20 protein-coding genes and 2 pseudogenes are annotated in these 21,951 nt (G+C 71.9%); 10 read left to right on the top strand and 12 right to left on the bottom strand.

Going from position 1 to position 21,951, the window contains the following annotated elements:
* Nucleotides 1-21 precede the first annotated feature (21 nt).
* Both dhaL and HUT19_RS37350 read left to right on the top strand, forming a co-directional pair.
* The gene (gene dhaL / locus HUT19_RS37355; RefSeq protein ID WP_176185156.1) at nt 22-717 is read left to right on the top strand and encodes a dihydroxyacetone kinase subunit DhaL; all 696 of its coding nucleotides are present in this window, start codon (nt 22-24) and stop codon (nt 715-717) included.
* A 76-nt stretch (nt 718-793) separates the two neighbouring features.
* A complete protein-coding gene (locus HUT19_RS37350) occupies nt 794-1,873 on the top strand; it encodes an acyltransferase family protein (RefSeq protein ID WP_176185154.1) in 1,080 nt (359 codons plus the stop codon).
* Between the two features lie 16 nt (nt 1,874-1,889).
* Here the strand turns inward: HUT19_RS37350 and HUT19_RS37345 are convergent, their stop codons facing one another.
* Together HUT19_RS37345 and HUT19_RS37340 are read right to left on the bottom strand one after the other, a co-directional pair.
* Nucleotides 1,890-2,525 carry a bifunctional 2-polyprenyl-6-hydroxyphenol methylase/3-demethylubiquinol 3-O-methyltransferase UbiG gene (locus HUT19_RS37345; protein WP_176187757.1) on the bottom strand — a complete coding sequence of 212 codons (636 nt, stop codon included), beginning with the start codon at nt 2,523-2,525 and terminating at the stop codon, nt 1,890-1,892.
* A gap of 75 nt (nt 2,526-2,600) precedes the next feature.
* Nucleotides 2,601-3,689, bottom strand: coding sequence for an NAD(P)/FAD-dependent oxidoreductase (locus HUT19_RS37340; RefSeq protein WP_176185152.1), 1,089 nt, complete (start codon nt 3,687-3,689; stop codon nt 2,601-2,603).
* Nucleotides 3,690-3,774: 85 nt separating this feature from the next.
* On the opposite strand from HUT19_RS37340, the gene HUT19_RS37335 reads away from it, so the two are divergent.
* The gene (locus HUT19_RS37335) at nt 3,775-4,368 is read left to right on the top strand and encodes a helix-turn-helix domain-containing protein (RefSeq protein WP_176185150.1); all 594 of its coding nucleotides are present in this window, start codon (nt 3,775-3,777) and stop codon (nt 4,366-4,368) included.
* 39 nt (nt 4,369-4,407) lie between these two features.
* Here the strand turns inward: HUT19_RS37335 and HUT19_RS37330 are convergent, their stop codons facing one another.
* The 3 genes from HUT19_RS37330 to HUT19_RS37320 all read right to left on the bottom strand — a co-directional run bounded on the left by HUT19_RS37330 (nt 4,408) and on the right by HUT19_RS37320 (nt 6,332).
* Nucleotides 4,408-4,647 (bottom strand): hypothetical protein, encoded by a 240-nt coding sequence (locus HUT19_RS37330; RefSeq protein WP_176185148.1) that lies wholly within the window; start codon nt 4,645-4,647, stop codon nt 4,408-4,410.
* Nucleotides 4,648-4,816: 169 nt separating this feature from the next.
* The gene (locus tag HUT19_RS37325; protein WP_254885988.1) at nt 4,817-5,050 is read right to left on the bottom strand and encodes a hypothetical protein; all 234 of its coding nucleotides are present in this window, start codon (nt 5,048-5,050) and stop codon (nt 4,817-4,819) included.
* Between the two features lie 64 nt (nt 5,051-5,114).
* A complete protein-coding gene (locus HUT19_RS37320) occupies nt 5,115-6,332 on the bottom strand; it encodes an MFS transporter (RefSeq protein ID WP_176185146.1) in 1,218 nt (405 codons plus the stop codon).
* 340 nt (nt 6,333-6,672) lie between these two features.
* On the opposite strand from HUT19_RS37320, the gene HUT19_RS37315 reads away from it, so the two are divergent.
* A complete protein-coding gene (locus HUT19_RS37315) occupies nt 6,673-7,950 on the top strand; it encodes a S1 family peptidase (RefSeq protein WP_176185144.1) in 1,278 nt (425 codons plus the stop codon).
* A 98-nt stretch (nt 7,951-8,048) separates the two neighbouring features.
* On the opposite strand, the gene HUT19_RS37310 is transcribed toward HUT19_RS37315, so the two are convergent.
* Genes HUT19_RS37310 through HUT19_RS37295 form a run of 4 tightly spaced genes read right to left on the bottom strand, consistent with a single transcriptional unit; the run spans nt 8,049 to nt 12,837 of the window.
* Nucleotides 8,049-10,148, bottom strand: coding sequence for a xanthine dehydrogenase family protein molybdopterin-binding subunit (locus HUT19_RS37310; protein WP_176185142.1), 2,100 nt, complete (start codon nt 10,146-10,148; stop codon nt 8,049-8,051).
* Nucleotides 10,145-11,143 (bottom strand): xanthine dehydrogenase family protein subunit M, encoded by a 999-nt coding sequence (locus HUT19_RS37305; protein ID WP_176185140.1) that lies wholly within the window; start codon nt 11,141-11,143, stop codon nt 10,145-10,147. Before HUT19_RS37305 ends, HUT19_RS37310 begins: the two co-directional genes overlap by 4 nt.
* Nucleotides 11,140-11,763: a 2Fe-2S iron-sulfur cluster-binding protein gene (locus HUT19_RS37300; RefSeq protein ID WP_176185138.1), complete on the bottom strand. Its 624-nt coding sequence runs from the start codon at nt 11,761-11,763 to the stop codon at nt 11,140-11,142. Before HUT19_RS37300 ends, HUT19_RS37305 begins: the two co-directional genes overlap by 4 nt.
* Before the next feature lie 21 nt (nt 11,764-11,784).
* Entirely contained in the window at nt 11,785-12,837 is a 1,053-nt protein-coding gene (locus HUT19_RS37295; protein WP_176185136.1) for an NAD(+)/NADH kinase, read from the bottom strand.
* A gap of 220 nt (nt 12,838-13,057) precedes the next feature.
* Here HUT19_RS37295 and HUT19_RS37290 point away from each other — a divergent pair, with 220 nt between their 5' ends.
* Nucleotides 13,058-14,413, top strand: a complete 1,356-nt coding sequence (locus tag HUT19_RS37290; protein WP_176185134.1) for a radical SAM protein — start codon at nt 13,058-13,060, stop codon at nt 14,411-14,413.
* Here HUT19_RS37290 and HUT19_RS37285 read toward each other — a convergent pair.
* On the bottom strand, nt 14,296-15,285 hold the full coding sequence (locus tag HUT19_RS37285) for a DMT family transporter (protein WP_254885987.1): 990 nt from the start codon (nt 15,283-15,285) through the stop codon (nt 14,296-14,298). The two genes, HUT19_RS37290 and HUT19_RS37285, sit on opposite strands and share 118 nt — an antisense overlap.
* Before the next feature lie 182 nt (nt 15,286-15,467).
* Here HUT19_RS37285 and HUT19_RS37280 point away from each other — a divergent pair, with 182 nt between their 5' ends.
* Together HUT19_RS37280 and HUT19_RS43655 are read left to right on the top strand one after the other, a co-directional pair.
* The gene (locus tag HUT19_RS37280; RefSeq protein WP_176185130.1) at nt 15,468-16,361 is read left to right on the top strand and encodes a LysR substrate-binding domain-containing protein; all 894 of its coding nucleotides are present in this window, start codon (nt 15,468-15,470) and stop codon (nt 16,359-16,361) included.
* Nucleotides 16,358-16,759: pseudogene (locus tag HUT19_RS43655) on the top strand (GNAT family N-acetyltransferase); the annotation flags it as partial. The gene HUT19_RS37280 and the pseudogene HUT19_RS43655, both read left to right, overlap by 4 nt.
* A 150-nt stretch (nt 16,760-16,909) precedes the next feature.
* Here the strand turns inward: HUT19_RS43655 and HUT19_RS37270 are convergent.
* Entirely contained in the window at nt 16,910-17,476 is a 567-nt protein-coding gene (locus HUT19_RS37270) for a hypothetical protein (RefSeq protein ID WP_368661728.1), read from the bottom strand.
* 91 nt (nt 17,477-17,567) lie between these two features.
* Entirely contained in the window at nt 17,568-19,451 is a 1,884-nt protein-coding gene (locus HUT19_RS37265) for an amino acid transporter (protein WP_254886286.1), read from the bottom strand.
* Nucleotides 19,452-19,725: 274 nt separating this feature from the next.
* Between HUT19_RS37265 and HUT19_RS37260 the strand changes: the two genes are divergently transcribed.
* The 3 genes and pseudogenes from HUT19_RS37260 to HUT19_RS37250 all read left to right on the top strand — a co-directional run bounded on the left by HUT19_RS37260 (nt 19,726) and on the right by HUT19_RS37250 (nt 21,905).
* Nucleotides 19,726-20,358, top strand: a complete 633-nt coding sequence (locus tag HUT19_RS37260) for a hypothetical protein (RefSeq protein WP_176185126.1) — start codon at nt 19,726-19,728, stop codon at nt 20,356-20,358.
* A gap of 174 nt (nt 20,359-20,532) precedes the next feature.
* Nucleotides 20,533-21,582 carry a cation diffusion facilitator family transporter gene (locus HUT19_RS37255; RefSeq protein WP_176185124.1) on the top strand — a complete coding sequence of 350 codons (1,050 nt, stop codon included), beginning with the start codon at nt 20,533-20,535 and terminating at the stop codon, nt 21,580-21,582.
* A 90-nt stretch (nt 21,583-21,672) separates the two neighbouring features.
* Nucleotides 21,673-21,905: pseudogene (locus HUT19_RS37250) on the top strand (hypothetical protein).
* Nucleotides 21,906-21,951 lie beyond the last annotated feature (46 nt).

Genomic DNA, 21,951 nt, shown 5'->3' with positions numbered 1-21,951 from the left:
ACCGCCCCGAGGAGTCCCCGTATGTCCGACAGCCCCGGCCCGAACGCCCTCACCCGTGACAGCGTCGCGGCGTGGCTGGCCCGCTTCGCCGCCACCGTACGCTCCGTCGAACCCGAGCTGACCGCACTCGACCAGCAGGCGGGCGACGGTGACTTCGGCGCCAACCTGGCCACCGGTATGGACGGCGTCCGCCGCGCCCTGGACGCCCTGACGGCCACTCCGCGGTCCGCCGACGACGGTCCGGCGGCACCGCTCGCCGCCGCCGCACGGGTCTTCCTCGACGATGTCGGCGGCACCAGCGGCCCGCTGTTCGGGCTGCTGTTCCAGGAGCTCGCCGACGCGCTGTACGACGCCTCCCCCGCGCTGCCCGGCACCGCGGCCCTGGCTACCGGGACCGCCGCCGGAGTGGCCGCGATCCAGCGCGTCGGGGAGGCCGACGTCGGCGACAAGACGATGGTGGACGCCCTCGTCCCGGCCGCGAAGGCACTGGCCGAGTGCCCGCCGACCGCCGACCCGGCGGCCGCCCTGCGCCTGGCCGCGGTCGCCGCCCACCGGGGCGCCCGCTCCACCAGCGGTCTGCGCGCCCGGCGCGGCCGCGCCAGTTACACCGGCGACCACTCCCGTGGCGTCCCCGACCCCGGTGCCCTGGCCGTCGCCCTGCTGTTCGCCTCCGCGAACGAGGAGGTCACCGTGCTGGATCGGCTCCCGAACCACTGATTCCGCATGGACCGGGCCGAACCGGGCAGGCGCAGGGGACCCTTTGCCGTCTCCACCGAAGGTGTTCGGGAAACACATGCAACAGGACACGACCGCCCGAGTGACCCCACCACCGGCCGCCACCCGGCCCAAGGGCGGTGACGCGTCCGGAACCAGAACCCGCGACCCGTATTTCGACAACGCGAAGTACCTGACGATCGTGTTAGTGGCCTGTGGCCACGCATGGGAACCGCTCACCTACGGCAGCCGCGCCGCCACCGCGGTCTATCTCACGGTGTACGCCTTCCACATGCCCGCCTTCGCGCTGATATCGGGCTATTTCTCGCGGAGTTTCGACCTCGCGCCCGGGCGGGTGCGACGGCTCATCAGCAGTGTGGTGGTGCCGTACCTCGTCTTCGAGGTGGCGTACACCCTCTTCTCCCGGTGGGTGCTGGACAACCCGGGGGAACCGTTCAGCCTGCTGGACCCCTGGTACGTGATGTGGTTCCTGGCCGCGCTGTTCATCTGGCGGCTCACCACCCCCCTGTGGCTGGCGCTGCGTCATCCGGTGCCGATCTCAGTGGCGGTGGCCACGCTCGCCTCGATCTCACCGGACTCCGGTGGCGATCTGGCGCTGCAACGGGTGCTGGCCTTCCTGCCGTTCTTCGTGGTCGGACTCACCCTGCGGCCCGGCCACTTCGCGCGTTTGCGCACCCGCACGGCCCGGCTGGTCTCGCTGCCGTTCGCCGCCTTCGCGCTGTGTGCGGCGTACGCGGTGGCGCCGTGGTTCGACCCGGAGTGGTTCTACCACCGCACGAGCACCACCGGGCTGGACGTCCCGCGCTGGGCCGGTCTGCTCACCACCCCCGCGCTGTTCCTGCTGGCGCTCGCCCTGACGGCCTGTTTCCTGGCCTGGGTGCCGGGGCGGGCGCTGTGGTTCACCGCGCTCGGGACGGGCACGCTCTACGCTTATCTGCTGCACGGTTTTGTCATCAAGGCGTCCCGCTTCTGGGACTGGTACGACCATCCGTGGCCGCACACCCCGCTGGGTGAGCTGACGGTCACCGCGGCCGCCGTGGCCATGATCACCGTGCTGTGCACCGCCCCGGTGCGCCGGGTCTTCCGTCCGCTGGTCGAACCGCGGGTGGACTGGGCGTTCCGGCCCCACCGGACATGAGACGGGTCGCCTGGTGTCAACTGCGTTGCAGCTTCAGCGTGTTGTCGGGCCGGGTGGCGGGCTGTCCGTCGGGCCCGGTCAGCTGCCGCTCGTACACCTCGCTGACCAGCACCTCCCACCGTCCGACCGGGAGGTCGAGCGCGGTCAGGACCTCGTCGGGGGTGGGGAAGTGGACGCCCGGATCGGGGTCCCGCTCCCAGGAGGGGTGACCCGCGTGTCCGCCGATGAGGAGCACTCCGCCCGGTGCCACCGCCTCGGCGGCGGAGCGCAGGATGCGCTCACGGGGAAGTTCCAGGAAGGAGTGGAAGAACTGGGCGGACACCAGGTCGAAGGCTCCGGCGGGGAAGGACACCGCCAGGTCGTGCCACTGCCAGTCGATCCGTTCGCCGACGCCCGCGGACGCGGCGTCGGCTGCGGCTCGGTCGAGGGCCACCTGTGAGATGTCCACGGCAGTGACGTGCCAGCCCTGCCGGGCGAGCCAGACGGCGTCGCCGCCCTCGCCGCATCCGAGGTCCAGGGCGCTGCCGGGGGTCAGCCCGGTGGTCTCACGGGCCAGCACGGGGTTGGGCTCACCGCTCGAGAGGCGGTCGGCGCCGCCGTAGAGGGTGTCCCAGAACTCCTGGGGCGGGGGTGTTGCGGGTGTCGGGTGCATCGGGGCCATCGAGGGTGCTCCTTCGGTGGGGCGGGGCGGGGCGGGGCGGGGTGGGATGTTTCCGGGAGAGGGGTTTCACAGGCCGTGGCGTCGGTCGCGGAGCACAGCGGCGCACACCTCGCGTTCGATCGCCGCGGAGAAGGCCGCGGAGAAAACCGCAGTAGAAGGGGACTGCCGCGCGGCCACCGCGCGGCGGGTCTCCTCGGCCACCAGATCCGCGTTGATGGCCGCGGCCGCGCGTCCTCCCGAGGCGACAGCCCCGGCCACCTTCTCGAGCGGGTCGGCGACATTGCCCGCCACCCACACCCCGGGGACGGCGGTGGCGCCCGTCATGTCGGCCTCGATGCGGCGGGCGATCTCCTGGCCCGCCATCTCCTGACCGGTCGGCTCCAGCCCCAAGGAGGCCAGGAAGTCCGCACGGGCGGCGAAGCGCGGGGCGGTGACCAGAGCGCGGCAGGGGATCACCGGGCCGTCGGCGAGGCGCACACCGGAGAGCCTGCCACCGGCCGTCTCCAGTGCGGCCACCGTGCCGTCCACCACGGCGATGCCGCGTGCCGCGAGCTGTTCGTACTCTTCCTCCCCCGGCTCGGGCCCGGTGTGCAGGAAGAGGGTGAGGTTCTCGCTCCACTGACGCCAGAGCAGTGCCTGACGCACCGCCTGGGGCCCGGTGGCCAGCACGCCGATCGCCTGGTCGCGGACCTCCCAGCCGTGGCAGTACGGGCAGTGCAGCACATCCGTGCCCCACAGCTCGGCCACCCCGGGCACCGGGGGCAGTTCGTCGACGAGGCCGCTGGTCACCAGCAGCCGTTCGGCGTGGACCGCGGTGCCGTCGGCGAGGGTGACGCGGAAGCCACCGGTGTCACGGCATTCCGCCGCCACCACGGTGCCGTCCACGATCTCGCCGCCGTAGCCGCGGACCTCGGCACGTCCGGTGGCCAGCAGGGTGGCCGGCGGAGTGCCCTCGTGTCCCAGGAGGGAGTGCACCCCTTCCGCCGGGGCGTTGCGGGGCTGCCCGGCGTCGATGACCAGCACCGAGCGCCGTGACCTGCCCAGGGTGAGCGCCCCGCTCAGCCCGGCGGCGCCGCCGCCGACCACCACGACGTCATACGCCCTCTCGTGGGCCGCGCGGTCCGGGCCCGCCGGGTGTTCCGTGTATCGGGTCATGCGCAGTACCTCCGTTCATGGAAGGAGCGTGCGCGCGACCGCCACCACTTGACAAACATCTTTGCCGAGGCGGCAAATGAACGGTATGGCTGACGACGACCTCACCAATGTGCTGACCGCCGTGGGGCCCCGGCTGCGCGCGCTGCGGCGGACACGTGACTTCACCCTCGCGCGGCTCAGCGAGACGACCGGGATCTCGCTGAGCACCCTCTCGCGGCTGGAGTCGGGGCAGCGCAAACCGACCCTGGAGCTGCTGCTGCCGCTGGCCAAGGCGTACGGCGTGCCGCTCGACGAGCTGGTCGGCGCGCCCGCCACGGGCGATCCGCGGGTCCATCCGCGGCCCTTCACCCGCAACGGCCAGACGTTTGTGCCGCTCACCCGCTATCTGGGCGGGCTGAACGCCTACAAGCTGATCCTCCCGGCCCGGCCGCCCGCCGACCGCGGGCGGCCCGAGCAGCGGGTGCACGAGGGCTACGAATGGCTGTACGTGCTCTCCGGGCGGCTGTGGCTGGCGCTGGGTGAGCACGACCTGGTGCTCACCTCGGGCGAGGCCGCCGAGTTCGACACCCGGACCCCGCACGGCTTCGGCAACGCGGGAGACCAGCCGGTGGAGTTCCTCTCCCTGTTCGGGGCGCAGGGCGAGCGGATGCACGTGCGGGCCCGCCCCGCCGCCGCCTGACGTACGCCGCCACCGGCGCCGTAGGGCTCCGGGGAGGGCTCAGCCCGACGGTTCGTCGGGGACGGGCTGTTCGGGGTGGACACTTCCGGTCCGCGGCTCCCCCCGCCGTCCGGTCCCGGACTCGTCCAGGTCGGGGACGTCCTCGGCGTGGCCCGGCGCCGGGTCCGCGCCGTCCACGTCCAGCGGATCGGGCCCTTCCTGTGCCTGCTGGTCGGGCAGGTCCCGCGGAATGCCGCGGCTGTCTTCTCCGGGTTCTTCGCGCCGACGGTCATCGTTCACGGTGCCGCTCCTCTCCTCGGCGGTTCAGGGCACACTCCGGCCCGTACCCAGCACATCCGCGCCGATGCACGGCCGGGGCCCCGCACATGGCCGTGTACCCCGTCCGGTGCGGCATCCGGTGGCGGCACCGGGCCCGGGGCCGCTCTGCTGTGGTGTTCAGTGGCGGCGTTCAGGCGTGGCGGGCGAAGGCGGCGGTGATGGTGTCGCGGTCCGCGCCGGAGGCCAGTAGCAGCCGGAGCAGCACCCGCGCCTTGTAACGATCGAGCAGTCCGCCGTCGATCAGTCCGCGCCGCCGCGGATCGGTCTCGGAACCGACCGCGCCGTAGGTGTTGCGCAGGACCGAGCCGCTGCCGGACCGCGAGGTCAGCACCACCGGGACGCGCTCGGCCAGGGCGCCCAGCACCGGTGCGAGGGTGCCCGGGTGCTCCTCGGTGGATCGTTGGGGAGGTGACAGTCGGTCCGCGGGGTCAGGGGTGGTCGGCGGATACACGGACCCGCTCGGCGGATACGGCGGCGACGACCGGGGCGGGGCCGTGGTGGGCGTCACGGCTCTCCAGCGCGCTGGAGAGCACCGCAAGCGCCAGGGCGGAGGCGGCGAGTGCCGCGCCGACCCAGTTCGGGGCGGTGTAACCGAGCCCGGCCGAGATCACCAGGCCGCCCAGCCAGGCCGAGAGCGCGTTGCCCAGGTTGAAGGCGCCGATGTTGACGGCGGAAGCGAGGGTGGGAGCGCCCGCCGCGTGGTCCAGGACCCGCTTCTGGAGCGGGGGCACGGTGGCAAAGCCGAGCGCGCCGACCAGGGCGATGGTGATCGCGGCCGCGACCTTGTGATGGGCGGTGACCGTGAACAGCCCCAGGACCAGCGCCAGGGAGCCCAGCGACACGTACAGCATCGGCATCAGGGCGCGGTCGGCGTACTTCCCGCCGACCAGGTTGCCGCCGACCATGCCGAGGCCGAAGAGGACCAGCAGCCAGGTGACGGAGGAGCCGGCGAATCCGGCGACCTCGGTCATCATGGGCGCGATGTAGGTGATCGCGGCGAAGACACCGCCGAAGCCCAGGACGGTCATCGCCATGGCGAGCAGCACCTGCGCATTGCGGAAGGCGGCCAGCTCGTGGCGGAGGTGCACACCCTCCGGCTTGGGGATCTCGGGGACCAGCCTGGCGATGCCCGCGAGGCCGATCACACCGAGGGCGGCGACGAGGCAGAAGGTGGTCCGCCAGCCCAGCGACTGGCCGATGGAGGTGCCGAGCGGTACGCCGACAACATTGGCGACGGTCAGACCGGTGAACATCATCGAGATGGCTCCGGCCTTCTTCTCGGGGGCGACCAGATCGGCCGCGACGACCGATCCGATGCCGAAGAACGCGCCGTGGGCGAAGGAGGCGACGATCCGCCCGGCGGCCATCACACCGAAGACCGGGGCGGCGGCCGAGAGCACATTGCCCATGATGAACAGGCCCATCAGCAGCATCAGCATGCGCTTGCGGGAGATCTTGGTACCGAGCGCGGTCATCAGGGGCGCACCGGCCATGACACCCAGTGCGTAGCCGGTCACCAGGAAGCCGGCGGTGGGGATGGAGACACCGAAGTCACCGGCGACCTCGGGCAGCAAGCCCATGATCACGAACTCGGTGGTTCCGATCCCGAAGGCCCCGATGGCCAGGGCCAGCAGTGCGATGGGCATGTGGGTTCACTCCAAGCGATTGCCTCTGCGTCTTACGTGCGCCGACAGTACTTGCGTAAGCAATTAATTGCAAGCGCGCTATATTGCTATCGTCATGTATCGCGCCGCCGTGGGCCCGCGGGACGCGTCCGGCCCACGAGGCCGCGCTCTGCGCGGCGCTCGCCCGAGCCCGTCGCGATCCGCTGCCGGCACCGCTGGTCACGGCGCCGCCGGGGCCGCCGTCGGAAGCCCGGCCAAAATCACTCTGAACGCAACTCACGCACCGCGCGTATCAACTGCCGGGTCGAGCCTCGTTCATTGCGGACGAGCAACTCGGTACCCCCCGACAGGAGGTCATGAGTTGAGCCATAAACGCGTACCGAAGCGCAAGGTCGTCTTGGCCGGGGCCGGCGCGGCCGCTGTCGTCGGCGCGGCGATACTGCTGCCCAACGCCAACGCCTCGCAGGACGACAAGACCGACCTCCAGCCCAAGAAGGTCAACGCGGCCGCCGCGGCGGACATCGCCTCGCAGTTGGCGTCCCAGCTGGGCGAGGCATTCGCCGGGGCCTACTACGACAAGGACAAGCAGCAGGTCATCGTCAATGTCGTCGGGGACGGCAACGACGTGGACGTGGACGTCAAGAAGGCCGGCGCGGTGGCCAGAAACGTCAAGAACAGCACCGCCGACCTCAAGTCCGCCGCGAAGACGCTGAAGACCAAGGCGACCATCCCGGGAACCGCGTGGTCCGTCGATCCCAAGACCAACGAGATCCGGGTCCTCGCGGACCGCACGGTCACCGGCGAGAAGTGGGACACCCTTCAGTCCACCGTCAAGTCGCTGGGTGCGGACACGGCCACCGTCAAGAGGTCCAAGGGCGAGTTCAAAACATTCGCCGCGGGCGGTGACGCCATCTTCGGCGGCGGCGCGCGCTGTTCGCTCGGGTTCAACGTCACCACGGACAGCGGTGCGCCCGGTTTCATCACCGCCGGTCACTGCGGTGTTGCCGCCAAGGAGTGGTCGGACTCCCAGAACGGTGCCCCGATCGGCACCGTGAAGGAGGCCACCTTCCCCGGTGACGGCGACTTCGCGCTCGTCACCTACGACGATGCCAAGACCGAGGCCCCCAGCACGGTCAACACCGGCGACGGCGAGACGGTGAACATCGCCAAGGCGGCCGACGCCACGGTGGGCCAGCAGGTCAGCCGGATGGGCAGCACCACCGGGCTCAACGACGGCTCGGTCACCGGTCTGGACGCCACCGTCAACTACCCGGAGGGCACGGTCAGCGGGCTCATCCAGACCGATGTGTGCGCCGAGCCCGGCGACAGCGGCGGTCCGCTGTTCAGCCAGGACGGCAGCGCCATCGGCCTGACCTCGGGCGGCAGCGGTGACTGCACCTCCGGTGGCGAGACCTTCTTCCAGCCGGTGACGACCGCGCTGTCCGCGGTCGGCGCCAAGATCGGTGACGACGGTGGCGCGGCCGGAGGCGACGGCGGCGGAGCGGCCGACAACGGCGGTGGGGCCGCCGGTGACGATGGCGGAGCCGCGGACGACCAGGGCGGCGCGGCCGGTGACGCCGGTGCGGCCGACCAGGGCGGCGCGGCCGAGGAGCAGGGTGGGGCGGCCGACAACGGCTGACCTCCCTGTCCCGGGTGTCCCGCGCCGTCACCGCGGGACACCCGGGCGACCATCGGCCCCGCCGGTCGTTCCGCAGAGGAACTCCGGTCGGGCCGCGGTCAGTTGTGGAGCCCCGCCCGCACCCGCTCCAGGGTGATCGGCAGATCGCGGACCCGCACGCCAGTGGCGTGGTGCACGGCGTTGGCCACCGCCGCCGCCGTGCCGACGATGCCCAGTTCACCGACCCCCTTGGTGCCCAGCGGGTTGAGTTCGCCGTCCTCCTCCTCGAGGCAGTACGCCTCGACGTCCCGCACATCGGCGTGCGCCGCCACGTGGTAGCCCGCCAGGTCGTGATTGGCGAAGTCGCCGTAGCGCGGGTCCATGTCGAGCATCTCGTGCAGGGCCATGGACAGTCCCATGCACATGCCGCCGCGCAACTGCGAGCGTGCGGTACGGGGGTTGATGATGCGTCCGGCCGCGAACACCCCGAGCAGCCGGTCGACCCGCACCTGGCCGGTGACGGCGTCGACCCGTACCGCGGCGAACTGGGCGCCGAAGGAGCTGCGGGCGAGCTTCTTCTGCGCCTGGACGTCCTCGGTGGTGTCCGCGCTCAGCTCCAGGCCATCGGGCGGAACGGCGCCGGAGGTGTCGTCGAGCCGCTTGGCGAGCGCCCGGCACACCTTGCTCACCGCCCAGCTCCAGGAGCTGGTGCCCATGGAGCCGCCCGCCCAGGGGGCGGCGCCGTAGACACTGCGTCCGATCTCCAGGGTGACCCGGTCCAGGGCCACGCCGAGTTCATCGGCGGCCACTTGGGTCAGCATGGTGCGCGCACCGGTGCCGATGTCCGCCGCGGCGATCCGCACCACAAAGCTGCCGTCGGGTTCGGCGCGGGCGGTCGCGGTGGCGGGCATGGTGTAGACGGGGTAGTTGCCCGCCGCCACTCCGGTGCCGAGCAGCCAGCGTCCGTCCCGGCGGCGGCCGGGCGCCGGGTCGCGCCCCTCCCAGCCGAAGCGGGCCGCGCCCTCGCGCAGACAGGCCACCAGGTTGCGGCTGCTGAACGGGCGTCCGGACTCGGGGTCCACGGCGGGTTCATTGACCACCCTGAGCTCCACCGGGTCGATGCCCAGCGCATACGCCAGTTCGTCCATCGCGCTCTCCAGCGCGAACATCCCCGGTGCCTCGCCGGGGGCGCGCACCCAGGACGGGGTGGGCACATCCAGCTGGGCCAGCCGGTGGATGGTGCGGCGATGGGGCGCGGCGTACATGATGCGGGTGGCGGCGACGGTCTGCTCGCAGTACTCGGTGAGCCGGGAGCTCTGCTGGAGCGCGTTGTGCGAGACGGCGGTGAGCCGGCCGTCCCGCTCGGCGGCGAGTCTGACGCGCTGCACGGTGGGCGTCCGGTACGACACCATGCTGAACATCTGCTGCCGGGTCACCGCCAGTTTCACCGGGCGGCCCACGGCGCGGGCGGCCAGCGCGGCGAGCACCGTGGGCGGACGGGGCACCGCCTTGGAGCCGAAGCCGCCGCCGACGTGGTCGGCCACGATCCGTACGCTGCCCGGGGGCAGGCCGAACAGCTCGGCGAGCGCGTTGGCCGTCATATAGGGGCCCTGGTCGCCGTTGTAGAGGGTGAGCGCGTCGCCGTCCCAGACAGCGATGGTGGCGTGCGGCTCCATCGGGGCGGCGTGTTCGGGGGGTGTGGTGTACGTGGCGTCGACGGTCACCGGAGCGGTGGCGAAGGCGGTGTCCACATCGCCGCTCTCCAGCCGCCCGGGGTAGCCCGCGTTGACCGTCTCCGGGACGAAGGCGTGCGGATCGTCGTCGCGCAGTTCGACGTCGTGGCCCTCCTCCTCGTATTCGACGCGCACCGCCGCCGCGGCCTGACACGCCGTCTCGTAGGTGTCCGCGACGACGGCCGCCACGATCTGGCCGCGGTAGGCGACGTCGGTGGACTGGAGCACCGAGAGCTCGGGGTCGTCGCCGGGGTGCAGCCGCTGCACATTGCCGCTGTCGAGCACGGCCACCACACCGGGCAGGGCCAGCGCGGCGCCGCCGTCGACGGTGCGCACCCGGCCGCGGGCCACGGTGGACTGCACCGCCCAGGCGTAGAGGGCGTCCCGTACCGGGTATTCGTACGCGTAGAGCGCGGCCCCGGTGACCTTGTCGCGTCCTTCGACCCGGGTCACCTCGGCGCCCACGGTCCGTTCGAGCGTGGTCATCGCCCTTCCCCTCCGACGAGCTCCAGCACGGTGGCGGTGACGAGGTCCACCGCGAGGTCGATCTTGAACGCGTTGTGCGGCAGCGGACGGGCCGACGCGAACTCGGCCCGGGCCGCCGAGCGCAGCGCTTCCTCGGTCGGACGGCCTCCGATGAGCTGCTCCTCGGCCCGGCGGGCCCGCCAGGGCAGCGGCGCCACTCCGCCGAGCGCCAGCCGGATCTCGCTGAGCGCACCGTCGGAACCGGTGGCGGCCACGGCGGCCACCGACACCAGGGCGAAGGCGTAGGACCAGCGGTCGCGGACCTTGCGGTAGCACATGGCGGCGCCCGCAGGTGGCGGTGGCAGCTCCACACCGGTGATCAGTTCCCCGGCCTCGAGCACCGTCTCCCGGTCCGGGGTGTCTCCGGGCAGCAGATAGAAGTCGGTCAGCGGCACCGCACGGGCGTCTCCGCCGGTGCGCCGGAGGTGGACGACGGCGTCGAGCGCGGCCATCGGCACCGCCATGTCGGACGGGTGGCCGGCCACACAGGCGTCGGAGGTGCCGAGGACGGCGAGGTCGCGGTGACTGCCCTCGATGGCCGAACATCCGCTCCCCGGATCGCGTTTGTTGCACGCCTTGGTGACGTCCTGGAAGTACACACAGCGGGTGCGCTGGAGCAGATTGCCGCCGGTGGTGGCTCGGGTGCGCAGCTGTCCGGAGGCCCCGGCGAGCACCGCCTCGGACACCGCCGGGAAGCGCATCCGGATACCGCGGTCGCCGGAGAGCACACTGTTGGACACCAGCGAGCCGATCAGCACGCTGCCGTCGGCGCGGTGCTCGATGCGGTCGTAGGGCAGAGCGGTGATGTCGACGAGCATGGCGGGTTCGGCCACGCCCAGCTTCATCAGGTCCACCAGGTTGGTGCCACCGGCCAGATACATGGCGTCGGTGGTGTCCGAGACGAGCGCGGCGGCGGCGTCGGGCGCGGTGGCGCGTTCGTAGGCGAAGGGTTTCACCGGGCACCGCCCGGTGCCGTGGCGCGGGCCGACCTGCCGCCGTTGCCTCCGGAGACCTCGCGGATCGCGGCCACGATGCCCGGGTAGGCGCCGCAGCGGCACAGGTTGCCGCTCATCCGCTCCCGGATCTCATCGGCGTCCAGGGGCTGTGCCGCGGGGACACCGGCGGCCACGTCCTCGGTGACATGGCTGGGCCAGCCGCGCGCGGCCTCGGTGAGGGCGCCGACCGCCGAGCAGATCTGGCCGGGTGTGCAGTAGCCGCACTGGAAGCCGTCGTGGTCGAGGAACGCCTGCTGGAGCGGGTGGAGTTCACCCGTCGCGGCCAGGGCGGCGATCCCCTCGATGGTGGTGATGTCATGACCGGCCGCGGCCACCGCCAGTACCAGGCAGCTGTTGACGCGCTCGCCGTCGACGAGGACCGTGCAGGCTCCGCACTGCCCGTGGTCGCAGCCCTTCTTGACGCCCGTCAGCGCCAGGTGTTCGCGCAGGGCGTCCAGCAGCGTCACCCGGTTGTCGAGCGTGAGGGCCCGGTCAGCACCGTTGACACGCAGCGTGAGATCGGTGTGATACGTGTGAGCTGTCACACCCTTCAGCGTGGCACCGGGGTGGGGGCCCCGCATCTCCGGCGGGCCGCCCGACGATCATGTGTCGGGTGGCGGGGGCAGCCGCAGATGGGCCAGGTCGGCGGGGACCGGGGTACGCGGACGGTAGAACGGCGGAGCCGGGTCGGCCGCGGGCGAGTCGGCCAGCCGGAAGCGCCCGCGCAGCCGGCGGTAGAACGCCATGGGCTCCAGCCGCACCAGCCGCAGCCGGTCCGGCGCCCGATAGGCCGCCACCCAGTCCCCGGGTTCCAGGACACCGCGGAGCTGGCCGTCGATGCTCACCGCCACCCGTCCCGAATGCGGCAGCACCCGTACGGCGACAGCCTCGTCGACGGCGGCCACGACGGTGCGGTCGAACGCGATGTGCGGGGCCACCGGGGTGAACACCAGCGCGTCCATGGACGGGGAGACCACGGGCCCGCCGGCGGCGAAGCTGTAGGCGGTGGAGCCGGTGGGAGTGGCCACGATGATCGCGTCGGCCGCGTAGGAGGCCAGCAGCTGACCGGCCACGTACACCCCGAGGCTGGCCTGCCGGTCGCGGGCCAGCTTCTCGAAGACCACGTCGTTGACGGCGGCGACGTCGAGCGCCACGCCCCAGCCGACCTCCTCCGGACTGCCGGGGCGGACCTTCGGCGGGGGCAGGACGGGGCCACGGCCGTAGCGCAGCAGCGCCTCCATGCCGGCGGGCAACTCCAGGGGCCGCGAGGCGCGCAGGGTGAGCAGCATGCGCTCCTCGACCGTGGCGCTGCCCGCGTGCACCGTGTCCAGCGCATGTTCCACCTGGTCGGGGGTGATCTCGGTGAGGAAGCCCACCCGGCCGACATTCACCCCCAGCGCGGATCCCCCGTTCTTGGCGGCGATCCGGGCGCCGCGCAGAAACGTGCCGTCGCCGCCGAAGGTGACGATCAGATCGGGGTGCCCGGCGGCCTCGGCCTCCTCCTGGGCGCTGCGCCGTGGATGGTCCCCGCGCCAGACGTCGATCTCGGTGCAGGGGAGGTCATGGGCGGCGGCCCACGCACTGGCGGCACGGGCCGCCGCGACGGCGGCGGGTCGGGCCCGGTGGATCACCAGGCCGAGCCGGGTGACGGCCATGACTTCCACCGTAGAGCGGGCCGCCACGGGGCGCGCCCCGGCCGGATGCGCGGGTCCCGGTGTGCCGCTGCGCGTGTCCCGGTGTGCGTGCGGGCGCCGCGCGCCGGGGGTCTCCCGGAGGTGAACAGACGTTCTGATCTAAGGTGTTGAGCGTAGGTGACCTGCGGAGATACCACCACGTCCGTATCGAGCCCATACGAAGCCAGGGATGGTGCAGTTGATGGAGAGCCAAGGACGTACCGCGCTGGTCGAGGACCTGATGGGGCGCTTCCCCCAGGTGCCCCGGGAGGCCGTCGTCAAAGAGGACCTGTTGCGCGGTGGCATGGCGTTCGACGACTCGGCGCTCAGTGGCAACGAGGACGGCGATGTCAAGCCGAAGTCGTATTTCGTCTTCTCCTTCGACCACCGCACGCTGCCGGAGCTGGGTGCGGCGGCCCTGAACCGGCCGCCCGAGGAGATCGTGCTCACCGGCGGGTCCTACGAGCTGCGCCGCACCGTGGTGTCCGTACGGGTCAATCCGGCGTCGCCGTATGTGGTGCGGGCCGGGGAGGACGGCGCGCTGGGCCTGTATCTGGACGGCCGGCGGATCGCGGACGTGGGGCTGCCGCCGATGCCGGACTACTACCGGCACACCCTGGCGAACGGCAAGTCGGTGATGGAGGTGGCACCGACCATCCAGTGGGGCTACCTCGTCTATCTGACGGTGTTCCGGGTGTGCCAGTACTTCGGCGCCAAGGAGGAGTGCCAGTACTGCGACATCAACCACAACTGGCGTCAGCACAAGGCGGCCGGGCGGCCGTACACCGGGGTGAAGCCGGTCGAGGAGGTGCTGGAGGCGCTGGAGATCATCGACCGGCATGACACCGGCCGCACCTCCCAGGCGTACACGCTCACCGGCGGCGCCATCACCTCGCGGGTGGGCGGCCGGGACGAGGCCGACTTCTACGGCCAGTACGCGAAGGCCATCGAGGAGCGCTTCCCCGGCCGGTGGATCGGCAAAGTGGTGGCGCAGGCGCTGCCCAAGGCCGATGTGCGGCGGTTCCACGACTACGGCGTACGGATCTACCACCCCAACTTCGAGGTGTGGGACCGGCGGCTGTTCGAGCTGTACTGTCCGGGCAAGGAACGCTATGTCGGCCGCGACGAGTGGCATCGCCGCATCCTGGACTCGACCGAGGTGTTCGGCGCCCGCAATGTGATCCCCAACTTCGTGGCGGGCGTGGAGATGGCCGAGCCCTTCGGCTTCACCTCGGTGGGCGAGGCCATCGACTCGACCGCCGAGGGGCTGCGGTTCTTCATGGCGCACGGGGTGGTGCCCCGGTTCACCACCTGGTGCCCGGAGCCGACCACACCGCTGGGCAAGGCCAATCCGCGGGGCGCGCCGCTGGAGTACCACATCCGGCTGCTGGAGACCTACCGGGCGACGCTGGAGGACTTCGGGCTGACCTCGCCTCCCGGCTACGGTCCGCCGGGACCGGGCCGGGCGGTGTTCTCGGTCAGCTCGTTCATGGACAGTCTGCCCGCGGCGGATCCCGCGCCGGACGCGGAGCCGGTGGCCGCGCCGCCGGCGCCCTGAATCCCGCCGCCGCGGAAGGGCGCCGGTGTCCGCTTGCGCCACCGCGTCATGCCGACCCCGGTCAGCACCACCGCCATGCCCGCGACGACCCGTACGCTCAAGCCCTCGCCGAGGACGGCGGCGCCGAGCAGGACCGAGACCACCGGCAGCAGATAGCCCACGGTGGCGGCGGTGGTCGCGCCCTCGTCCGCGATGAGCCGGACGCTGAGGTGGAAGGTGATCCCGGTGGAGAGGACACCGAGGGCGACGACGGCGGTCAGTCCCGCCGCGTCGGTGTGCACCGGGGTCAGCCCGCCCGCGGGCAGGGCCAGGGCGCTGAGCCCGGTGGCGGCGACGAGCTGGGCGGCGGAGAGGGCGAGGGCGGGGGTGCCCTTGCCGACGAGGGCACGGCCCATGTAGGCGAAGGCGATGGCATAGCTGGCCGCCGCGCCGAGGATGGCCAGCGATCCCCAGCCGGTGAGCCCGGACCGCTGCCACGGGGCGAAGATCAGCAGGACACCGGTGAAACCGAGCAGCAGCCCGCCCAGCCGCGTCCGGGACGGACCACGCTCGGTGCCGGTGGCGAGGCCGATCAGCAGCGTCCACAGCGGGGTGGTGGCGTTCAGCACGCCCGCCACCCCGGAGTCCACGCTCTGCTCGCCGAGGCTGAACAGGGCGAACGGCAGGGCGTTGCAGAAGAGGGCGGCCACCGTGAGACGGCCCCAGAGCGCGCGGGAGCGCGGCAGCCGATGGCCCTTTTTGCGGCACAGCACCAGCAGGACGGCCGCCCCCAGCGCACAGCGGACCAGGGTGACCTGGGTGGGGGCCAGCGCATCAAGAGCGATCTTGATCCAGAGGAAGGTGGATCCCCAGAGCAGGGCGAGTACGCCCATGCGTACCAGCGTTCCGCGTCCGCCGCCGATCATCCGAGCGCCTCCCCCGTATCCGGTGGTCAGGTCCGTACACCCTCCGGTTCGCTCCGTGCGCCCGGTTCCGTACGTCCGTTCCGTACGCTCCCGCAGTGAACTCAACAGAACAAGCGAAAAGAACTGCATCGACCATTAAGCTCTCCTACATGCTTGATGTGCGACGCATGCAGGTGCTGCGCGCCGTGGTCACCAGCGGTTCGGTGACCGCCGCGGCGGCGAACCTCGGCTATACCCCGTCCGCCGTGAGCCAGCAGGTGTCGGCGCTGGAGAAGCAGGCCGGGACGGCGCTGCTGGAGCGGGTCGGCCGGGGCGTGCGGCCCACGGCCGCCGGGCGGCTGCTCACCGAGCACGCGGCCGTCATCGGACGCCATGTGGCCGAGGCGGAGACCGCGTTGGCCGATCTGCGCGCCGGGCGCACCGGACGGCTGGCGATCCGCTACTTCGCCACCGCGGGCGCCGCGCTGATGCCACCCGCGCTGGCCCGGCTGCGCCGGGAACACCCCGGCGTACAGGTCGATCTCCGGCTGACCGACCCCCGGGATCCGCTCGCCGGGATGCGGGACGGCACGGCGGATCTGGCCATCGTGGTCCGGCCGCGGGAGCGGGTGCGCGAAGGGGTGCGGCTGGTGCCGCTGCTGGACGACCCCTACCGCGCGGTGCTGCCCCAGGGTCATCCACTCGCCGCCCGACGGGTGCTCGACCTCGCCGACCTCGGCGGTGAGCCGTGGGTCAACGCCGAGTCACCGGACGGCGCCTGTCTGGCCTTTGTGCTGGAGGCGTGTGCCGCGGCCGGTTTCAGCCCGGACTTCGCGGTGGAGAGCGAGGACTACGCCACGGCCCAGGGCTTCATCGCCGCCGGTCTCGGGGTCGGACTGATCCCGCGGCTGGGGATGGGATCACGCCATCCCGGTGTTGTGGTACGCGATGTACGCCGCCCGGAGCCCGTCCGGGCCGTGTACGCCGCGGTCCGGGAGACCTCGCTCGCCCAGCCCGCGCTGCGCGGACTGCTCGACGCGCTCCAGGACACGGCGGCCGGATGACGACCGATCACAGGTGCACACCTGGATCGAGGGCTATGTCCCGGCCGGCCGTCTTCACCGGCCCGTCCGGTGCCCCCGAGGCACTGCGCCCGGCGGCCGCGGGACTCGCGCCGTGTGTCTGGGAGGCGGCCGTCCTCGCCCATGAGCGCACCGCCCATGTGAACCGGGTGCTGGCCGGGGAGGGCACGCTCGCCGCCCTGGGTGAGCCTGCTGGTGGCGGCGCTTCCGGACGGCCCGCCGGATACGCCACCTGTGCGCCGGAGTTCGCCACCTGGCGTCGGCGGCGCTATCCGCACATGGACTGTCTGTATCCGCGTGCCGGCCACCGTGGCCACGGGCTCGGCCGGAGCCTGTTCGACGGGGTGGCGGCCGAGGCCCGTGCGCTGGGTCTTGACGAGATCCAGTGGAACACCCCGCTGTGGAACGAGGGCGCCATGCGCTTCTCCGAGCGGCTCGGCGCGGTCCGGCGGGACAAGGCGAGCTATGCGCCGCACCTTCCCGGCTGCCCCCGCCCGCCCCGGTACGTCCCAGCCCCGTCCGGAGGTGTCTCAGTCCAGTCCGGACACCTTGAGGATCTCGCGGGCGGTGTCACCGTCGATGCGTTCGCCCAGCCGGTGCAGTACGGCGGTGCCCTGCCGAAGGGTGCCACGCTGCCGGGAGCGGCGGGCGCCCGCGTCCAGCCGGTGCCACAGCAGGGGATTGGCCACCAGGACATCGGGGTCGAGCTCCACCGCGTGGCCGTGCACATCGCGCAGCACCAGCCGGGTGGAGATGGATCCGTACTGCACCACCGTGACCAGGGCGTCGGTGCGCACCCGGCGCTCGCGCAGCAGTCCGCGGACGGCGAGCCAGCCGTCGCCCGCGGTGACCCGGGCCGGGCGGAGCACCGTGAACAGCACGGTGCCGATCAGCGCCCACAGATCGGCACGGCCGGCGGTGAGCCCGCCCGCGCCCCAGTCGAGCAGGGTGGTCAGCGCCACGAACGCCAGTGCGAAGTACGCGGCGCACCGGGCGTCCCCGCGCCACCGGCGGTCACTGTCGGAGTGCGCCGGCACCGGGTGTCCGGCGCGCTGCCCGCCGGGCACCGGGGGCGGCCGGTCCGTTCCCCGTCCCATCTCTCCACGCTAGGCCGAACGGGAGTGGGGTGCCCGTTGTGCTGACGTGTTCCGTACGCCGGGCGGCCCGGCCTTGACGGACCCCTGACGCTCAGCCGACGTGGACATGGGGGCGTCGGGCGCGGTCGGGCTCGGCCTCCCGCAGCACCTCGCGGGTGACGGGCGCGACCTCGCCCTGCCCGAAGAGGAAGAAGCGCAGGAAGTGGGCGAGCGGATGGCCCTCGGTCCACTCGAAGTAGATGTGCGGGCGCTGTCCGGTCTCGTCCCGCACCCGCAGCAGCAGGGCGGCGAGCGCGTTGGGGATGGTGGCGCTCTGGAGGGTGAGCACCCGGTAGCGGCCGGCCACGACCCCTCCGCACACCCGCAGCTCGCTCTCGAACTCCGACGGGTCGGCGACGGTGACCTCGACGAAGATGATGTCCTCCTCCGGCGGGATGTCGTTGTCGGCCCGGATCTGGTGCTGTTTCTCGCGGTACTCGACCAGGTCCCGGCTCCCGGGTTTGTTGGCGATGAAGCGGATCCTGCGGTGGGCGGTGTCACGGATGAACCGCTCGGCCATGGTGTCGAAGGTCACGCTGGTCACCCGCAGCTCGAAGGCGCGGGCGACACGGGAGAGCAGGGACACGGCCATGATGCCCCCGATGAAACAGGCGCCGATCTTGACGCCGTCGGGACGCTCGATGACGTTGACCGCCGTGGTGTACAGGAAGATCAGCGAGATGACCCCGAACCCGAGGCTCCAGCCGCGCTGCCGGGCCCGCCGGGCGGCGATGGTGACGGCGATGGCGGCGGAGGTGATGAGCACCAGGACACCGGTGGCGTAGGCGCCGCCCTGGGCGTCCACGCTCGCCCTGAAGATCCAGGTCACCAGGAACGCGACGAGGATGAAGACCAGCACCATCGGGCGGACCGCGCGCGCCCAGTGGGGTGCCATGCCGTAGCGCGGCAGATAGCGGGGCATGAGGTTGAGCAGCCCGGCCATGGCCGAGGCCCCGGCGAACCAGAGGATGGCGATGGTGGAGGCGTCATAGACACTGCCGAACGCCGATCCCAGGTACTCGTGGGCGAGATAGGCCAGCGCGCGGCCGTTCGCCTGGCCGCCCTCCTCGAACGCCTTCTGCGGGATCAGCAGGGTGGTGATGAAGCTGGAGGTGATCAGGAAGACGCTCATGATCACCGCGGCGGTGGTCAGCAGCTTCCGGGCGCCCTGGATCCGCCCGACGGGACGTTCCTCGGTGTCCCCGGGGTTGCCCTCGATATGCGGCATGACGGCCACGCCGGTCTCGAACCCGGACAGGCCGAGCGCCAGCTTGGGGAAGATCACCAGGGCCACCCCGGCCATCACCAGCGGGTTGCCGCGTTCCGCGGTCAGGGCGTGCGACCAGTCGGGGATGACATGGGGGGCGCTGAAGACATGCCACAGCCCCACCGCCACCACCACGGCGTTGAGCAGCAAATAGACCCCGACCAGGACCACCGCGATCCCGATGGCCTCGGTGAACCCCTTGAGGAACACCGCGCCCAACATGCCGATCAGAATCAGTGTGACGGCCACCTCATGGCCGCGCAGGGTGCTCGTGAGATGGGGGTTCTCCACGAGGTGGGCGGTGGCGTCGGCGGCCGAGAGGGTGATGGTGATGAGGAAGTCGGTGGCGGCGAAACCCAGCAGGGTGAGGACGAACAGCTTGCCCTTCCAGAAGGTGAGCAGCCGCTCCAGCATGGCGATGGACCCCTGGCCGTGCGGGCTCTCCGCGGCCACCCTCCGGTACACCGGCAGCGCGCCCGCCAGGGTGACGACCACCAGCACCACGGTGGCGAACGGGGAGAGCAGCCCGGCCGCCAGCGCGGCGATACCCGGCTGGTAACCCAGGGTGGAGAAGTAGTCCAGACCGGTCAGGCACATCACCCGCCACCAGCGCTGTCCGCGGTGTGCGGATTCCTGCTGGGCATGGGGTCCGGGCTGGCGCTTCGCCATGTCCGTCAGCCCCTCCAGCAGCCATGCACGGAAGCGCTGCCGCAGTCCTCCGTCAGGGACGGCGCCGTCGTGGATGGGGCTGGCCACGGTGAGCTCCTGTCGTCCATCGATGGTTTTCGGCCAACGGAGAGACGCTGCGGCCCAGCGTATGCGCCCCGGCCGGCCTCCACCCGGCCGGCGCCGCCGTTCCGGCAGGGTCGGATGACATCGCTTGCTCATCGGATGACATCGCTTTCTCAGCGGACTCTCATCTTCGGTACCTACGGTCCGGCCCATGGACACCACCACCAGGACCGACCAATCGACCGACCCCGTGAAGACCGGGGAAGCACCCGAGGACGCCGGACAGAAGACGGCGGAGGGTGTCCCCGAGGCGGTCGAGGACCGCACGGAAACCCCCGCCACGGACGACCACGACCCGGCCGGCGACCACGACCCGGCCGGGGCCGGCCGGGACGGCCGCACCGCTCGGCCGGCGGCCACCCCCGGTGTGTTCCCGGGCGCCGCCGCGGTCGCCGCCGCCGGCCTGGGCCTCGCCTCGGTCAGCGGCACCTGGCTCGGCACGATGATGCAGGAGCGCAAGCAGCTGACCGGGCAGATCGCGGCCCAGTCCGGCTCGGCCGGAGACCAGGTCGCCGCGGTGTACGGAACCCCGTGGCACACCGCCGCCTTCGTCAACGGGTTCTTCGCGCTGGCCGCCGTGGTGATCGCCGCGGTGGTGCTGGTGCGCCGCCGCCCGGCGGCCCCCAAGACCCCCTCGGCCCCGGTCACAGCCCCCTGGATCACGGCCGTGGCCTGGGGCGCCGTGGCGCTCGGCGTGCTCGGGCTGCTCATCGCCGTGGCAATGGGTCTTGATCTGTTCACCTCGCTCCCCGCGGTTCCCTCCTCCCCCGGCGGCGCCCGCTGACCGATCCCTTACCGGACAACACCCACCCGTGGGCCGGATCGCTCCTGAAGGGGCGGCCGGCCCACGGGTGGGTGACGATTGACGTCCCGGAGCCTGGACAGAAGCGGAAGGACACCAGGCGTCCGGTCGGCGACGGCGTGGAGGCCACCGGAACGACAGACGGAGATGCCTCCGATGAGCGATGCCGCACCGCAGCCCTCCGACGGATCCGGGGAGGAGACCGGCCAGGACGCGAAGACCGCTGTCACCGTCCTCGTCGCGCTCGCCGCCAACCTCGTCATCGCCCTGGCCAAGGCGGTGGGCGGGGTTTTCGCGGGCTCCCCCGCGCTGCTGTCCGAGGCCGCCCACTCCGTGGCCGACAGCCTCAACGAAGTCTTCCTGCTCGCCTCCCTCAAGCGCAGCAAGAAGGCCCCCGACGACCAGCACCCTTTCGGCTACGGCAAGGAGCGCTACTTCTGGTCGCTGCTCGCCGCCGTCGGCATCTTCGTCATGGGCGGCTGCTTCTCCGTCTTCCAGGGATTCGAGGCGCTGCACTCGGGGAGTGCGGAGGACCACAGCGGCTATCTGGTCGGGCTCGCCGTGCTGGGTATGGCCCTGCTCGCCGAAAGCTCCTCGCTGGTCCGGGCACTGGTCCAGGTCCGTGACCACGCCCGGGAGGCGGGCCGCGGCATGCTCGCCGAACTGCGCCGCGGTGACGACCCGACTCTGCGGACCGTGCTGGCCGAGGATTCCACCGCCTGTCTCGGTGTCCTGTTCGCCATCGCCGGGATGTGGCTCCACATGGTCACCGGAAGCCCGGTCTACGAGGCCGCGGCTTCGTTCCTGATCGGGGCGCTGCTGGGCTATGTGGCCTACCGGCTGGCGATGGAGTCGCGCGGGCGTCTCATCGGAGAGGCGATCGACCCGGTCCAGCGCCGGGAGCTGCGGCTGTTCCTCGACGAACAGCCCGAGATCGACACCACCACCTCGCTGCTGACGATGCGTCTGGGCAATGACTCCACCCTGGTCGCGGCGCGCATCGACCTGGTCGCCGGGCTGGACAGCGAGGAGGTCGAGCAGGTGCTCGTGCGCGTCAAGGCCGCGATGGCGCGCTCCTGGCCGCACGCCGACCAGATCTTTCTGGACGTCACCGATGCCTCGGCCAGGGACCGGGCACGGGCGCACCGGGACCGCCAGGCGCTGGCGAAGGCGGTGGCCGCCGAGAACGAGGGCGGTGACGGCTGAGACCGGTGGGCGGGGAATGACCCCGCCGAGTGGGGGTACTCGCCTTCCCAGCAGCCCGGATCAGCCAACTTGTGTTCGGAGGCAGTACTCATGGGCTTGGGCGGTTGCATACTCATGATCGCGGTGGGGGCATCCTCACCTTCGCTACGGACTGGGACGCCAATGGCCTCAACGTCCACTTGGTGGGTCTGATCCTGATGGCCGTCGGTGTCATCGGGATGGCCGCGTACGTCAGTGTCTACAAGCGGCGCCGCGTGATCACACCGACGGCCGCGACACCGGTGGTCGAGGACCCCGACCACCACCACCATCACACGTATTGAGTCCGTGCCATCCCTTCCGCTGAGATGGCCCTCGTTACGGCGGGGG

The organism is Streptomyces sp. NA02950, assembly GCF_013364155.1.
Lineage (GTDB): Bacteria > Actinomycetota > Actinomycetes > Streptomycetales > Streptomycetaceae > Streptomyces.
Note: the sequence above shows the minus strand (reverse complement) of the source record. Positions and strands in the feature narration are given on the sequence as shown.

Coding starts and splice junctions, on each gene's coding strand:
- dhaL (WP_176185156.1), top strand. CDS start 22: ATGTCCGACAGCCCCGGCCCGAACGCCCTCACCCGTGACAGCGTCGCG.
- HUT19_RS37350 (WP_176185154.1), top strand. CDS start 794: ATGCAACAGGACACGACCGCCCGAGTGACCCCACCACCGGCCGCCACC.
- HUT19_RS37345 (WP_176187757.1), bottom strand. CDS start 2,525: ATGCACCCGACACCCGCAACACCCCCGCCCCAGGAGTTCTGGGACACC.
- HUT19_RS37340 (WP_176185152.1), bottom strand. CDS start 3,689: ATGACCCGATACACGGAACACCCGGCGGGCCCGGACCGCGCGGCCCAC.
- HUT19_RS37335 (WP_176185150.1), top strand. CDS start 3,775: ATGGCTGACGACGACCTCACCAATGTGCTGACCGCCGTGGGGCCCCGG.
- HUT19_RS37320 (WP_176185146.1), bottom strand. CDS start 6,332: ATGCCCATCGCACTGCTGGCCCTGGCCATCGGGGCCTTCGGGATCGGA.
- HUT19_RS37310 (WP_176185142.1), bottom strand. CDS start 10,148: ATGACCACGCTCGAACGGACCGTGGGCGCCGAGGTGACCCGGGTCGAA.
- HUT19_RS37300 (WP_176185138.1), bottom strand. CDS start 11,763: ATGCGGGGCCCCCACCCCGGTGCCACGCTGAAGGGTGTGACAGCTCAC.
- HUT19_RS37295 (WP_176185136.1), bottom strand. CDS start 12,837: ATGGCCGTCACCCGGCTCGGCCTGGTGATCCACCGGGCCCGACCCGCC.
- HUT19_RS37290 (WP_176185134.1), top strand. CDS start 13,058: ATGGAGAGCCAAGGACGTACCGCGCTGGTCGAGGACCTGATGGGGCGC.
- HUT19_RS37285 (WP_254885987.1), bottom strand. CDS start 15,285: ATGGGCGTACTCGCCCTGCTCTGGGGATCCACCTTCCTCTGGATCAAG.
- HUT19_RS37280 (WP_176185130.1), top strand. CDS start 15,468: ATGCTTGATGTGCGACGCATGCAGGTGCTGCGCGCCGTGGTCACCAGC.
- HUT19_RS37270 (WP_368661728.1), bottom strand. CDS start 17,476: ATGGGACGGGGAACGGACCGGCCGCCCCCGGTGCCCGGCGGGCAGCGC.
- HUT19_RS37265 (WP_254886286.1), bottom strand. CDS start 19,451: ATGGCGAAGCGCCAGCCCGGACCCCATGCCCAGCAGGAATCCGCACAC.
- HUT19_RS37260 (WP_176185126.1), top strand. CDS start 19,726: ATGGACACCACCACCAGGACCGACCAATCGACCGACCCCGTGAAGACC.
- HUT19_RS37255 (WP_176185124.1), top strand. CDS start 20,533: ATGAGCGATGCCGCACCGCAGCCCTCCGACGGATCCGGGGAGGAGACC.